Below are 13,932 nucleotides of genomic sequence, written 5' to 3'. Positions count from 1 at the left end.
CCTAATACCCCGCCGCACAGTCGCTAGACTAGGTCCATGGATTTATTGCGCATGGTGTTGATGATCGAATATGGCCTCCAAGCCGGATTGGCTCTCGTGGGCGCCGGTATGGTGATCTGGGCAATGTTCGATGCGGTTCGTCGACCCGCTTCGTCATTTGAAAACCACTCCAAACAAACTAAATCCACCTGGCTCCTCATTCTGGGTGCGGCACTGATCTTTGGACTCGGTTCCGCGTCGCTGACCATTTTGTATGGCGGTCGGATGGGACTATTCGGTTTAGCCTCGATTGTGGCCGCTGGCGTGTACCTTGCCGGGCCCAAGCGCGAATTCCAAATGTGGTCCTACTAAACCAGGTAAACTCATCGCCATGGCTACAACATCGAAACTGGTCTTACTGCGTCACGGACAGTCCACTTGGAATGAACTCAACCAATTTACCGGTTGGGTCGATGTTCCGCTGACCGATCAAGGCCGCACAGAAGCAGCTCGCGCCGGTGAGCTCCTCAAAGAACAAAATATTTTGCCCGACGTCGTCTACACCTCGCTACTGCGTCGCGCCATCACCACCGCCAACCTGGCCCTGGAAGCTGCTGATCGCCAGTGGATTCCGGCCCAGCGCAGCTGGCGTCTCAACGAGCGCCACTACGGTGCGCTCCAGGGGATGAACAAAGCCGAGGTTCGGGAAGAACACGGTGAAGAAAAATTCATGGAATGGCGTCGTTCCTACGACACCCCACCACCTGCCTTAGCTGATGACCACAAGTATTCTCAGTTCGGTGACGAACGCTATGCACACCTGGGCGAGGACCTGCCACGCACCGAATGTCTCAAAGATGTTGTCACCCGTCTGATTCCATACTGGTACGACAACATCGTCCCGCAACTGGCCCAGGGCAAAACCGTGCTCATTGTTGCTCACGGCAACTCGCTGCGTGCGCTGGTCAAACACCTCGAAGGTATTTCCGACGACGACATTGCCCAGCTGAACCTGCCAACCGGTGTGCCGTTCATGTATGAACTTGATGACACGATGAAACCGGTAACTCAAGCTCGGTTCTTGGACCCAGAAGCCGCTGCTGCAGGTGCTGCAGCCGTTGCTGCCCAAGGCAAATAACATGCATCGTAGCGTGATTGCACCCGCATGATACTTGTCGTCGACAATCTCGGGTTCACCACCAATATTTTGACCCACCAGCTCGGGGCGGTACATATCGCGCCCGCCGCCGAGCTGGCGGCGTTAAATTTCACCGACTATAGTCACGTCGTCATTCCACACGGCACCCAGATCCCGGACTTATCCGGACTGCTTGGCTTGTCCGACCTGCCGGTACTTGCCATTGGGTCCGGGTATCAACACCTGGCCGCAGCGTACGGACACGACACTGTGGCTTCCGCCCAGCCCGTCTATGGCGAACCAGTGGCCCATCAACACACCCGAACCGGAATCCTGGGAGGTCTCGACAGACCGGTTGAACTCATTAGCTATCACGCCTGGCGGCTGACCGCCATGGATCCGGGGACCTTTAGCATTGAAGCGGTTGACGACGCCGGCAACGTGTTGGTCTATCGCGTTGCAGGGACGAATCACTGGGGCATCCACTGCGAGCTGGCCGCACTCCAATCGAGTACCGGAGCGCGAATTCTTGAAAATTTCTTAGCACTGGCACCAACACCATCAACTGAGACCCCACCGGAGGCCACTACACCGCGGCAAGCAGCCCAGCGCCATCCGGTCTTTACCCGGACGCTGTCTGGCAAATTAGATACCGAAGCCACCTTTCGCAGGCTTCAACGCGATGCCACTGCCGCATTCTGGTTGGATTCAGCCGCGGCACACCTCGGGCAGGGCGACACATCCATTATGGGGACCAATACTGGTCCACTAGCCCAAACTGTGCGGTGGGATGTTGCCACAAATCAGTTAGACATTGAGCAAGCCGGCAACCAGACTTCCAGGACCGAAGATGTACTGGACTATCTGAAACACCACGCCTGGCAAGCAGATCAGCCACTTGAGCTTGAGGGCTTCACCGGCGGTTGGGTGGGCTATCTAGGCTATGAAGCCAAACAAGCCACCATGGTTGGGCACATCAACACCCACCAGGCTGCCACCCCCGATGCCTACTGGATCAAACCACAAGCATTTCTCCGCTACGATCACCGCACGCAGGTCACCACGCTGGTTGCTTATGTTGATGAAACGCTGTTGGATACGCTCCAAACCGCACTAGCCTTCGGCCCAGGTACCCAGCCAGAGTCCACGTCTTCTCACCCAACGACGGGACAATGGCGGTTGACGACCGAAGAGTATCAACACCGGGCCATCGAGATTCAGGCCATGCTGCAAGGTGGTGAAGCCGCAGGTATCTGTCTGACGGATACCTATAATTTGGATGACTACCGGGGTGACAGCCTGGACCTCTACGGGCGGTTACGCACAAAAAACCCCGCACCATATGCCGGGTATTTGCGTTTCAATACGTTTGGTGACGAGCTCGAGGTCCTATGTGCCTCTCCCGAAGAGTTTTTGAAAGTGGACCGCGCTGGCCTGGTGGAATCCAAGCCCATCAAAGGCACAGTAGCTCGCAGTAGCGACCCGGCACAGGACGTGCAGATCGCCCAACAGATGGCCGCTGATCCAAAGATCCAATCAGAAAACCTGATGATCACCGACTTGTTGCGAGATGATCTTGCCAAAGTCAGTCAGCCGGGTTCTGTAGCGGTACCGAAACTCATGGCGGTTGAAAGTTTCGCAACGGTTCACCAGTTGGTCACCACCGTGACCGGTCACCTGCGCCCACACATCCCGGTCGTTGAAGCCCTCAGAGCAGTATTTCCCGGTGGCTCAATGACCGGTGCACCAAAACCATTTAGCATAACAGCCCTCGACCACTTAGAGGCCGGGCCACGAGGCATTTACTCTGGAGCCATGGGATGGCTGGGCGATAACAACACCGCCGAACTCAACGTCGTTATCCGCAGCATCATCATTGACGCCGGTCAGCTGAGCATTGGAGCCGGGGGAGCTGTGGTCGTTGGTTCCGATCCGGTGGCCGAAGAACTGGAAAAACATCTCAAAGCCCAAGCACTTCTGGATAGCATCGCAGAGCAATCATGACAGGACTCCCGCAGCATTTCATCTGGACCGGACACGATTTTGAACCCACTGCACCGGCCGAGGGTGGTGAAATCCTGGTTGCCGACTCGTGGCGAGTCCGTGAGGTACAAGTCTGCGGGTTAGAAGATCACCTGCACCGGTTCTTCGCAGGGATCACAGCTCAAGCAGAGCATATCGGTGAAATTAGGGCCATGGATCCGGCAGTCTTAGAAACGGCACTGCGACATCGCCTGGCGCTAGTAGCTGGGCAATATCCAGGAATAGATCTTTTTCCGCGCATCAGTCTTGAAGCTGATGGCAGGGAGCGACGGCTGATCTTGGTGGCACGGCGGGCACCGATGCCGCGGCCCACAACCAGCTTATGGATTCCGAACTACACCGACCCGCGCATCAGGCCCACGGTTAAAGGACCGGATATTGACCTGATGCGCAGGTTGGTGTCTGAAGCGCCCGCTGATGATGTGGTCTTACATGACGGCACCAACGTCATTGAAACGACCACCGGGACGCTACTGGTCTGGGAAAAACCAACAGAACTGGTGTTTTGCCAGGCTACCCAGCAGCTCGCTTCGATATCCGCTCAACGTATTGCCAAGTTTGCAAAGTCACAAAGTCTAGCTGTGACTCACCGACCGGTGACCATCCAACAGATAGCCACCGGGGAGTACCCGGTATGGTTTGCCAATACGTTGCACGGGATCTCTCCGGTCACCACCATCGGTAGCGCATCCGGAGAAAAACTTATCGTTGACCACCCAAAAACCGCCCTGTGGCAAGCAGCCTGGTGGTCACGATTCACTGAAGTTCCACGAGCAGGTCTTGCCTAAGCGATGACCGGTGGTTCCCATTCGCCGGTGACCAAGTAGGCGATCTTCCGGCTGATCGATACGGCGTGATCCCCGAACCGCTCAAGGCGCATGGTCAATAGCGTCAAATCTTGAGCCTGCGGAGCCGTCAGCGACCACACGTTTTCCGTCACATAGTTCATGATCTGCGAGTGCAAGATATCGATATCGTTATTAATCTTCACGATCTCGCGGCCTTCGGCCAGGTCATAGCTGGTCATCAGACGTTCTAGGTGCTCACTCACGGTGACCGCCAGTTCGGCCATTTCGGCGACTTCTGGTCGACTGGGCTCGGGTATAACGTGTCCCGGGTAGCGCAGACGAACCAAGGCTGCCACGTGACGTGCCAGGTCACCCATGCGCTCCATGGAGGACGACACACGCAGTGCGGCAACCAACAACCGAAGATCAGTGGCAACCGGGTTCTGCAGCAGCAACAACTCGATGGTGCGCTCATCCAGGGTGTTTTGTAGGTAGTCAATGCGAGCATCCTGGGCGATGACCGTTTCGGCCAAGCCCACGTCGTGGGCTTCCAGGGCGACTCGCGCTTGCTTCATAGCTCGATTCACTAAGGTAGCCATTTCGACAAGATCGTCGCCCACGGCCTCCATCTCGGCCATAAAGAGTTTGCGCATGTGATACGTCCTCGTAGATACATTTGAGTGATTGCAGGCCAATATACCTGCCCATTGCTGTCTACTGTCTCTAAACAAAGTAAACGAGCGGTGAATTCTGCCAGACAAATGCGTGTATTAGGCCCCAAAAGACGAAATTGGGCAAACACGTCACCAAAAGTATGGGTACTGTTACATCTGTGGATAGTCTCGTTTCTGTGGCCGTTCTTTTTGGACTGGCCGGTGTGATTGTGACGGTGGGTGCCATGGTCGCCTTCCGGATTTCGTCGCGTTCAAGAATCGAACGACTCGCGGATCACGAGCAATCCATCCCCAAAGGCGCACTGGATGTGCTGGCAGTCGTGGGACAGGCCTATGTTATTGTCGACGCCGCTGACACCGTGGTCCGTGCTAACCCATCGGCCTATGCTTTCGGTTTGGTCCGGGGCAACCAGCTGGGACATAAACAATTAGCCGAACTGACGGCTCGTGTGCGCACGGCTGGCCAACTATATGACTATCGTTTTGAAATTCCGGCGCTTTCCGCACCGGAGGGACACTGGCTGGTGCACTTGCGAGCGGCCGCTATTGGTGATCAATACGTTGTGATCATGGCAGAAGACCGCTCCCAACAGCATCGGACCGAGGCGATTCGCCACGATTTCGTGGCCAATGTGTCGCACGAGTTGAAAACCCCGGTGGGTGCCATGAGTCTGCTGGCCGAAGCCATTGAAGACGCCGCAGATGACCCAGAAGCCGTTCGCCACTTCGCCAGCCGACTGACCATCGAATCGATTCGCTTATCCGCGCTGGTGCAAGACGTCATCTCACTATCTCGGCTCCAGGGACGCGACATTGTCGAGACTGCCGAGCCACTCGATATCACCCGATTAGTTTCCGAAGCCATTGACCGGGTGCGTACCGAAGCCTCTGCCCGCGATATCTCCATTCACAGCCGCCAACCCGAACCCCTGGCGGTCTTTGGTGACTACGACCAATTGATGACGGCGATCCGCAACCTCATAGACAATGCCGTGACATATTCTCCGGATGGTTCCACGGTGTGGGTCGAAGTGACTAAGCACGACGATGTCGTCCACATCGCGGTCTCAGACCAGGGGACCGGTATTGCCGAAGAAGACCGCGAACGAATCTTTGAACGATTTTATCGGGTTGACTCAGCACGGTCCCGTGCCACCGGTGGCACGGGACTGGGGCTGAGCATCGTGAAACACACCGTATCGAATCACGGTGGTGAAGTCATGGTGGAATCGGTTGTTGATGAAGGCTCAACATTCCTCATCCGCCTTCCAGCCCTGGATCCCGAAGCGCATGAAGCCGCCACCGAAGGAACAGAACCCGTAAACAACGGTTCACCGATACACAACCCTGCTCAAGGAAAAGGAAAACACTGATGACTCGGATTCTTGTCGTTGAAGACGAACCGTCAATCTCAGACCCGCTGTCGTACTTGCTACAACGGGAAGGATACGAGGTTACCGTCGTTGAAGACGGCCTGGAAGCCGTGGAAGAATTTGAACGGAACGGCGCCGATTTGGTGCTGCTGGATCTCATGCTGCCGGGCCAACCGGGCACCGATGTGATTCGCCAGATCCGGCAGGACTCCCAGGTCCCGGTCATCATGCTCACAGCCAAGGACGGCGAGGTCGATAAGGTCGTTGGTTTGGAACTGGGCGCTGACGATTACGTCACCAAACCGTATTCCTCGCGCGAGCTGATTGCTCGCATACGGGCCGTGATGCGCCGCAACTCGGAATCCGATGAACTCATCCCGGACACGGTATCAGCCGGTCCGGTCCGTATGGACGTCGAGCGCCACGTCGTATCGGTGGATGGTGACGAAATCACCATGCCACTCAAAGAATTTGATCTACTCGAGATGCTCTTGCGCAATGCCGGCCGAGTCATGACCCGCGGCCAGCTCATCGACCGCGTGTGGGGGCCGGGCTATGTAGGTGACACCAAAACGCTGGATGTCCACATCAAACGCCTGCGCTCCAAGATTGAGCCTGACCCATCGTCACCGCGTTACCTGATGACCGTTCGCGGACTCGGATATAAATTCGAAGCCTAAAGCAGCGTTGATGCGTTAAATAGTTTGGGGCCGGTCGCATGACCGGCCCCAAACTATTTAAAGGTTACTTACTGTTCATCGCGGTGGAATGGTCCCTGGAATTCGTACAGGTGTTCGACCTGTTCCTGTTCGTTCAAATCGCCAGGGTAGAGCTCGCGATATTCTTCCAGAGTTGGAGGCAGCACCGAAACATAGAAGTCATTGGAATTGCCAAATGCGGTAGCAACGCCGTCAGCCAGCTCACCTGGTTCGGTGCCGACCCGCTCAAGGATGATCTCTTCTCCTTCTAGCTTCAGCTGTTCGTTGCCGCTGAGGCTGAATTCGAAGGTTTCGTTGTTGATTTTTAGTTCAACATTTTGACGTTTCGTGGACTTGTTGTGGATCGTGCCCATCAGACGACCGGAATCGTTAGCATCGTTGGTGATAACACCAATGTTCAGGAACTCAACGATGTCGCTGTTGGCAGTATCATCAGCGGAGACGGTGGTCTGGGTCCCGTCGGAGGGTGCATACTCGAACGTCGTTGCCTGCGGGTTAATGGCCGAGCAACCGGTAGTGCCCAGGATGGCAGCCAATGCCAAGCCGGCAAATACGTTCCGGCGAGTTTTGTTGACCTTCACGATGGTTCTCCTCGTATAAATAAGGTGCGCTAGAGGTGATGTTATGCCTTGCCTCGGGTCGAATCCGCCCGCAAAGCAAGAAGCTTTCGTTCTGAGGTTATCGTATGTGACTAAATGTGGGCTACTTTGCGACAACATATCTCGCAGCTACGGCACCCTCACAATGACCTTGTGCTAGCCGCATCCAGGACGGCGTGCGATACAGATTACCTGCTAGACAGCGGACTGAGCTAAAATCGGGCAGCGTGGGACAACGATTTTATGATACGGCCACCGGTGCGATCCGGGACTTCACTCCTATTGTCAATGGAGAGGTCTCCATTTATTACTGTGGCGCAACCGTTCAAGGCAAACCGCACGTCGGGCATATCCGCTCGGCTGTGGTCTTTGACATCCTGGTGCGCTGGCTTGAATACGCCGGCTATCAGGTTACTTTGGTGCGCAACGTCACCGATATTGACGACAAGATCTTAGCCCGCTCTGCCGAATCGTTCGATGCAAGTTTCACTGCCACCCAGGACTATCCGGCCCGTGAGCCCTGGTGGGCCTTGGCTTACCGTTTCGAAAACGCATTTGCCGAAGCCTACGAGGCGCTCGGGGTGCGCCGTCCGACATATGAGCCGCGAGCAACCGGACACATTCCCGAAATGATCCAGTTGATTCAGCGACTCATCGACGCCGGACACGCATATGTTGCGCTGGATGGTTCGGCTGATGTGTATTTTGATGTGAAGTCTTGGCCTGACTACGGGGCGCTCACCCACCAGTCGGTGGACAAGATGCAAGACGCTGAAGATGCCCCGACCCGTGGCAAGAAGGATCCACGAGACTTTGCCCTGTGGAAGTCCGCTCAAGAGTCGGACCCGGCGGGTGCCTCGTGGGATTCGCCATGGGGAGCCGGTAGGCCCGGCTGGCATATTGAATGCTCTGCGATGGCAACCAAGTACTTGGGCCGCCAATTCGATATCCACGGTGGGGGACTGGACCTGCGGTTCCCACACCACGAAAATGAACTGGCCCAATCCACTGCGGCCGGTGATCATTTTGCCAACTTCTGGATGCACAACGGACTGGTCACCGCCGAGGGTGAAAAAATGTCCAAGTCCGTGGGCAATACGGTGTCTCCAGAAGAGATGTTGACTATGGCCCGTGCCGGAGCGGTCCGCTATTTCCTGGGCCAAGCGCACTATCGGTCCCAGCTGGATTATCACCCCGCAGCGCTGCAAGAAGCCAGCAGTGCACTGGAACGTATTGAAGCGTTCCAGTCTCGTGCGGCAAAACTCTTTACCGCCCCAGTCGGTATCGACACCGTGCCGGAGCAATTCGCGCGCGCCATGGAAGACGATCTCAACGTCCCAGAAGCCCTGGCGGTGTTGCACGCAACTGTGCGCTCGGGGAACTCGGCGCTGGATGCCAACGACGCCGAGGCGGTCAAGACCCACCTGAGCCAGGTCAACACGATGGTCGAGGTGCTCGGGCTGAACTCGGCTGAGGAACACGACGACGGAGCCGATTCGGCAACACATCGTGTCCTGGAAACCTTGGTAGCAGCACAGATCGAGGCGCGAGCTCAAGCACGACAAGCACAAGATTGGGCAACCGCCGATGCCATTCGAGACCAACTGGCCACAGCCGGCGTCGTCGTTGAAGATGGTGCTCATGGCGTGACCTGGTCGATTACAGAACCCCAAGCATAAGTTTTTCCAGCAGAAAGGACGAGCAAATGAGTACTCGTCGCAGTGGCTCTTCACGTAAGAAGAAGGGCCCAACCAAAGGTTCCGGCGGCCAAGGACGTCGCAAACTTGAAGGCCGTGGGCCCACGCCCAAAGCCTCAGATCGAACCTGGCACAAAAATTACCGGCCCCCGGCACCGAAGAAAAAAACGGAGCGCACCACAGACGCCGTTGCTGGTCGCAACCCGGTAGTTGAAGCCCTTGAAGCAGAAGTTCCCGCCAGCACCCTATACGTGGCTGGCGGAGTGGAAATGGACGACCGGATTCGGAAGTCCGTGCGGCTAGCCGCGGATCGTGGCATCCCGGTATTGGAAGCCACCGAAGCTCAGCTGGCCCGGATCACCGATAACGCCCGGCACCAGGGTATTGCTCTGCAAGTGCCACCGTATGAATACGAAAACGGTATCGATCTTGTCGTTGAACTGATGGACGACTGGTCTAAAGGCTACCGACATAAGCCACCGCTGGTTGTTGCACTGGACTCGATCACCGACCCCCATAACCTGGGTGCGATCTTGCGTTCGGCTTCAGCTTTTAGTGCAGACGCGGTGGTGATTCCGTCGCGCCGTTCAGTTGGGGTGACTTCCACCGTTTGGAAAACCTCGGCTGGAGCAGCGGCCCGTGTTCCAGTTGGGCAGGTCAGTAACCTCAATAGTGCCCTGACTGAATATAAAAAAGCCGGCATGTTTACCATCGGCCTCGACGGTGACGGCGACCAGTCCTTGCCCGGTTTGCCACTGGCCACGGAACCCCTGTGCGTCGTCGTCGGCTCCGAAGGCACCGGACTGTCGCGATTAGTTGCCGAAAATGTGGACCAGATCGTATCGATTCCAATCTCTTCGGAATTAGAGTCCCTCAACGCATCACTGGCTGCGGGAATTACCCTGTACGAAATTGCCCGACTTCGGGCTAAGATTGACTAACATACGCCCATGTGGCGTACGGCACAATTCATCACTCGCATCAGTACAGAGTTGGAGTAGGAATGAAGAAAACTACCCTATTGAAAACAGCAGCTAGCGTTGCGGCCATGGGTCTGCTGCTCACCGCGTGCGGTTCCGATGATGGTGGAGACAACGGTGACGCCACCAGGGAAACCTACCAGGTCGGTATCGCCCAGTATGTCTCGCACCCTTCACTGGATGCGACCGCACAGGGCATCAAAGATGTGCTGGAAGAATCCGAGCACAACTTCGAGATCGAAGAGCAAAACGCCCAAGCTGACCAGGCCACCATGAATAACATCGTGGGTGGCTATGCCGGGGATACCAATCTTGATGCTGTAGCTCCGATCGCCACTCCGGTTGCTATTGCTGCTGCAACGACAATTACTGACACGCCAATTGTCTTCTCAGCGGTAACCGACCCGGTTGACGCTCAGCTGGTTCCTGACTGGGATACCCCGGGAGAGAACATCACCGGTGTTTCGGACATGAACCCGGTTGATCAGCAGTTGCAGTTGATTCTCGACGTCGTAGGTGACGTTGAAGTCATCGGTATCCCATACTCATCGGCTGAATCCAACTCGGTTGTCCAGGTCGATGCAGCCAAGGAAGCCGCAGAAGAACTTGGTGTAGAGATTCAGGAAGTCGCCGTCACCAATACCTCTGAGGTCGCCCAGGGTGTCGAATCCTTCGATAACGTCGACGCCATCTACGTGCCAACCGATAACACTGTTGTCTCCGGTCTGGAAACAGTTATTTCTTATGGCATCGATAACCAAGTCCCCGTTTTCGCCGCTGAATCAGATTCAGTAGAACGTGGCACCATCGGTACATACGGCCTGAACTACTACGAACATGGTCGCCAAGCCGGTGAAATGATCTTGGCACTGGTAACCGGTGAAAATGAACTCGCCGACACCCCGCCTGAGCGCGCTGATGAAGCTGCTCTGGAATACACCTTCAACTTGGAAGCTGCCGAGCAAATGGGTGTAGAAATTCCACAAGATCTGCTCGAAGGAGCGAACATCACGGGTGAAGACGATGCTACCGAAACTAACGACACCACTGATCAAGAAACTGACGCTGAGGAATCCGCTGAGTAACTCGCGCGGCATTCAATAACCTGCAAAAATGTAAGCGGGCCTGGGCGACGACTTGACTGCCCGGGCCCGCTTATCACACTTGATGAAAGGTAGCCCCGGACTGCTATGACCGTGACATTAGAACTCGGTCTCATATATGCCATCATGGCGCTTGGCGTATATCTGACCTTCCGCATTCTGAATTTTCCCGACCTGACGGTTGACCAGTCATTCACCACGGGTGCGGCGACGGCGGCTATCTTGATGGTCAACTATGACCTAAACCCGGTCCTTGCACTGGGGGCAGCTTTCATCGCGGGCGCACTGGCCGGTGTCGTCACTGGACTCTTGCATGCAAAAGGCGGAATCAACCCGTTGCTTGCCGGTATTTTGACGATGTTGGCGCTGTATTCGATTAACTTGCGCATCATGGGCAACCGCGCGAACGTCCCACTGCTAGGTCACGACACGGTCTACAGTTGGTTCAGTGCCAACGGTATTACCGGCTGGGTGCTGATCTTGGTACTGTTCGTGATCATCCTGATCTTCAAATTCTTGTTGGATTGGTTCCTTGGAACCGATATGGGCCTGGGACTGCAAGCTACCGGCGACAATGAAGAAATGGTCCGCTCCTTCGGCGTCTCAACTGACGCCATGAAAATCGTGGGTCTTGCCGTGTCAAACGGTCTGGTCGGATTAGCCGGTGCGTTCATTGCCCAGAAACAAGGCTCCGCTGATATCTCGATGGGTATTGGCCTGATTTTGGTCGGCCTGGCGTCGGTTATTTTGGGCCAAGCTCTATTCCATAACCGATTCGTCACCCGTTTTGCTGATACGGCGGTAGGTCGCATCATCTTTGGAACACGAAACCGTGAAGTCCTCATGGCAACGACGGCGGTAATCTTTGGTTCCATCATTTACCGTGCTGCTGTCCAGGGCGCATTGGCAATAGGATTCAACCCGAACGATATGCGCTTGATCTCGGCCATCATCGTGGTACTGGCCCTGCTGCTACCGAAGTGGCGCGTTAGGACAAGGGCAAAATCTATGACGACTGCCAAGACCCAACCTGCACTTGAGGGGGCCACCAATGCTAAAGCTTAAGAACATCAATAAAACGTTCTTCCCTAACTCGATCAATGAGCGGGTGGCCCTGTCGGGCATCAATCTTGAACTCGATGACGGCGACTTCGTCACGGTGATCGGTTCAAACGGCGCCGGCAAATCAACAGTACTGAACACCATTGCCGGCAAAGTTTCTCCCGATACTGGCGTTGTCGAAATTGCTGGCCGGAATGTCACCCGGATGAAAGATTTCAAACGGGCTAAATACGTTGGACGAGTTTTCCAAGATCCAATGGCTGGTACCTCGCCCGACCTAACGATCGAACAGAACATGGCCCTGGCCGAACGACGCGGACAACGTCGTGGATTGAGCTTTGGTATCACGAAAGCTAAACGCCAGCGTTTTGCCGAAGCGCTTGAAGTTCTTGAACTTGGCTTAGAAAAACGTCTAAGCGCCAAAGTCGGCTTGTTATCAGGCGGACAGCGCCAGGCACTGTCGTTGCTGATGGCTACATTTTCTCAACCAAAGATCCTTCTTCTCGATGAACACACAGCTGCCCTGGATCCAGAGCGAGCACGACTTGTAACTCACCTGACTGAAAAGGTCGTTGCAGAACAAGAACTGACCACCCTGATGGTCACACACAATATGAGCCAGGCACTTGAAGTCGGTAATCGTCTGATCATGATGCACGAAGGCGAAATCATCCTCGACGTCTCAGGCAAAGACAAAACTTCGATGACTGTCGAAGATCTATTGGCACAATTCTCAAATATCAAAGATGCAACAGTCTCAGACAGGACGTTGTTGCAGTAGCTAGAACACGCTGCTTCGCGGGCGGGATCATCATTTGGTCCCACCCGCGTTGTGTTTTAACCGCAAGGCAAATGAGAGCCCAGGTTGGGAAGAGTTTTCTGAACAACCCCGAGACCTCAGTCACAGTCATTGGAGGCTGTGGCAGCTATGCGATGAATAACTGGTGTATTACCGGTAAAGACCAAAGTAAAACGACTGTTGACTCGAGGCATCTACCGGTTTTGCATTAGAAATTTATCTGTGTATAGTTATCTCTCGTGCCCAGGGCGGAACGGAGACGGGAAGCGCTGAGACACAGAAGTTCTTTCATAAAAAACATACAACTATTCCTTGATCTGGAGCGAGTTGACAGTCGATATTCACTATGTGAGATGCTGTTGATCCGGTCGAAAAACAAGCAAGAAATTGCTTGAAAATACAGATCGGCGAAATCTTCTGGATACCACACATTCACTAGAGAGTGCGTGTGGCAAGCACAAATGCATGGTAATGCCATTGCGCTTGTGTGACGGGGATCATCGCAGTTGGAGTTGACATTCGGGTCAGAGATTCTGATAGAGTGTTCTTCTGTTGTCTGGGGCGAAAGCTTCCGGTAATGATAAGTTTACTTCCAAGATAAACCGATTCAATCTGAAGTTCTGTATGGAACTGCTATTGGGTCGTTTGTTTCCTGTTGGTTGGCATGTCCTTTGTGGGTGTGTTGGTTGGTGGGTGTGGTTGTTTGAGAACTCAATAGTGTGCCAAGTTTGTTTGATGCCATTTTTTTTTGAATGGTTGCTGTGGTTGTCCTACCTCCGTGGGATGATGCGCAGTGTTGCCAGGGGCTGGATGTTTCCGTCTGGTCCTGTTGATCGTAACTGGTCTGAACATTTGTTTTTGTTTGGAGAGTTTGATCCTGGCTCAGGATGAACGCTGGCGGCGTGCTTAACACATGCAAGTCGAACGCTGAAGCTCCAGCTTGCTGGGGTGGATGAGTGGCGAACGGGTGAGTATCAC

Annotated in this window: 13 protein-coding genes and 1 rRNA gene; 12 read left to right on the top strand and 2 right to left on the bottom strand. The window is 54.9% G+C overall.

Annotated elements, in window-relative coordinates; genetic code table 11:
- Nucleotides 1–36: 36 nt before the first annotated feature.
- From A6F49_RS00660 to A6F49_RS00645, 4 genes are read left to right on the top strand one after another with little or no spacing between them, the layout of a single operon-like run.
- Nucleotides 37–351: a DUF2516 family protein gene (locus A6F49_RS00660; RefSeq protein WP_043056694.1), complete on the top strand. Its 315-nt coding sequence runs from the start codon at nucleotides 37–39 to the stop codon at nucleotides 349–351.
- Nucleotides 352–370: 19 nt separating this feature from the next.
- On the top strand, nucleotides 371–1,117 hold the full coding sequence (locus A6F49_RS00655; protein WP_043056693.1) for a phosphoglyceromutase: 747 nt from the start codon (nucleotides 371–373) through the stop codon (nucleotides 1,115–1,117).
- A 27-nt stretch (nucleotides 1,118–1,144) separates the two neighbouring features.
- Complete coding sequence (locus A6F49_RS00650; protein ID WP_052504651.1) at nucleotides 1,145–3,121, top strand: chorismate-binding protein; 1,977 nt, start codon at nucleotides 1,145–1,147, stop codon at nucleotides 3,119–3,121.
- Nucleotides 3,118–3,948 (top strand): aminotransferase class IV, encoded by an 831-nt coding sequence (locus A6F49_RS00645; RefSeq protein WP_043056692.1) that lies wholly within the window; start codon nucleotides 3,118–3,120, stop codon nucleotides 3,946–3,948. Before A6F49_RS00650 ends, A6F49_RS00645 begins: the two co-directional genes overlap by 4 nt.
- Here the strand turns inward: A6F49_RS00645 and phoU are convergent.
- Complete coding sequence (gene phoU, locus A6F49_RS00640; RefSeq protein ID WP_043056691.1) at nucleotides 3,945–4,601, bottom strand: phosphate signaling complex protein PhoU; 657 nt, start codon at nucleotides 4,599–4,601, stop codon at nucleotides 3,945–3,947. The genes A6F49_RS00645 and phoU overlap by 4 nt on opposite strands.
- Nucleotides 4,602–4,798: 197 nt before the next feature.
- Between phoU and A6F49_RS00635 the strand changes: the two genes are divergently transcribed.
- Both A6F49_RS00635 and A6F49_RS00630 read left to right on the top strand, forming a co-directional pair.
- On the top strand, nucleotides 4,799–5,995 hold the full coding sequence (locus A6F49_RS00635) for a sensor histidine kinase (protein WP_067605435.1): 1,197 nt from the start codon (nucleotides 4,799–4,801) through the stop codon (nucleotides 5,993–5,995).
- On the top strand, nucleotides 5,995–6,675 hold the full coding sequence (locus tag A6F49_RS00630) for a response regulator transcription factor (protein ID WP_043056690.1): 681 nt from the start codon (nucleotides 5,995–5,997) through the stop codon (nucleotides 6,673–6,675). Before A6F49_RS00635 ends, A6F49_RS00630 begins: the two co-directional genes overlap by 1 nt.
- Nucleotides 6,676–6,743: 68 nt before the next feature.
- Here the strand turns inward: A6F49_RS00630 and A6F49_RS00625 are convergent, their stop codons facing one another.
- Nucleotides 6,744–7,295 (bottom strand): hypothetical protein, encoded by a 552-nt coding sequence (locus A6F49_RS00625; RefSeq protein ID WP_043056689.1) that lies wholly within the window; start codon nucleotides 7,293–7,295, stop codon nucleotides 6,744–6,746.
- Nucleotides 7,296–7,540: 245 nt separating this feature from the next.
- On the opposite strand from A6F49_RS00625, the gene cysS reads away from it, so the two are divergent.
- From cysS to A6F49_RS00595, 6 genes are all read left to right on the top strand, one after another.
- Entirely contained in the window at nucleotides 7,541–8,992 is a 1,452-nt protein-coding gene (gene cysS, locus A6F49_RS00620) for a cysteine--tRNA ligase (protein WP_043056688.1), read from the top strand.
- Between the two features lie 26 nt (nucleotides 8,993–9,018).
- Nucleotides 9,019–9,951 (top strand): 23S rRNA (guanosine(2251)-2'-O)-methyltransferase RlmB, encoded by a 933-nt coding sequence (gene rlmB, locus A6F49_RS00615; protein ID WP_043056687.1) that lies wholly within the window; start codon nucleotides 9,019–9,021, stop codon nucleotides 9,949–9,951.
- A 62-nt stretch (nucleotides 9,952–10,013) separates the two neighbouring features.
- Entirely contained in the window at nucleotides 10,014–11,075 is a 1,062-nt protein-coding gene (locus A6F49_RS00610; protein WP_043056686.1) for an ABC transporter substrate-binding protein, read from the top strand.
- A 105-nt stretch (nucleotides 11,076–11,180) separates the two neighbouring features.
- Nucleotides 11,181–12,158, top strand: coding sequence for an ABC transporter permease (locus tag A6F49_RS00605; protein ID WP_043056685.1), 978 nt, complete (start codon nucleotides 11,181–11,183; stop codon nucleotides 12,156–12,158).
- Nucleotides 12,145–12,936 (top strand): ABC transporter ATP-binding protein, encoded by a 792-nt coding sequence (locus A6F49_RS00600; RefSeq protein WP_043056684.1) that lies wholly within the window; start codon nucleotides 12,145–12,147, stop codon nucleotides 12,934–12,936. Before A6F49_RS00605 ends, A6F49_RS00600 begins: the two co-directional genes overlap by 14 nt.
- An 877-nt stretch (nucleotides 12,937–13,813) precedes the next feature.
- A 16S ribosomal RNA gene (locus A6F49_RS00595) occupies nucleotides 13,814–13,932 on the top strand; the annotation flags it as partial.

It is taken from the genome of Enteractinococcus helveticum, assembly GCF_001657475.1.
Taxonomy (GTDB): domain Bacteria; phylum Actinomycetota; class Actinomycetes; order Actinomycetales; family Micrococcaceae; genus Yaniella; species Yaniella helvetica.
Note: the sequence above shows the minus strand (reverse complement) of the source record. Positions and strands in the feature narration are given on the sequence as shown.